At 62.1% G+C, this 444-nt stretch carries 1 pseudogene; it reads left to right on the forward strand.

Going from position 1 to position 444, the window contains the following annotated elements:
* Nucleotides 1-444, forward strand: a pseudogene (locus AO068_RS26450) (filamentous hemagglutinin N-terminal domain-containing protein); the annotation flags it as partial.

Genomic DNA, 444 nt, shown 5'->3' on the forward strand with positions numbered 1-444 from the left:
GTGCAGTTGAACGTCGGGCAACTGATCAACACGGGCGGTGGCAGCGTCTACGCCAAAAACAGTCTGGGTCTGAAAGACACGGGCGTCCTCAACAACGATCAAGGGACATTGCGCAGCGATGGCACGCTGGTGTTGAGCGCTGCTTCTCTGGGCAATACTGCCGGTAGTATCACCAGCTCCGGGGCCTCGTCCCTGACGGTCGATGGTGCCNGCCGTGGTGAACCGCGGCGGGCAGATTATCGGCGATTCAACGCTGGTGCTCACCAGCGCCAGTCTCGACAACAGCCAGAACGGTCGCATCGCCGGCAAGGGCGTGAAGCTTGTCACCGGTGCTTTTGACAACCAGCAAGGCGGCCGCCTGACCAGTACCGGAACCCTCCAGCTCGATGCCGGGCTGGTCAATAACAGTGACGCCGGTCGTATCGCCAGCGCCATGGCCCTGAC

This window comes from Pseudomonas sp. ICMP 3272 (assembly GCF_001466905.1).
Taxonomy (GTDB): domain Bacteria; phylum Pseudomonadota; class Gammaproteobacteria; order Pseudomonadales; family Pseudomonadaceae; genus Aquipseudomonas; species Aquipseudomonas amygdali.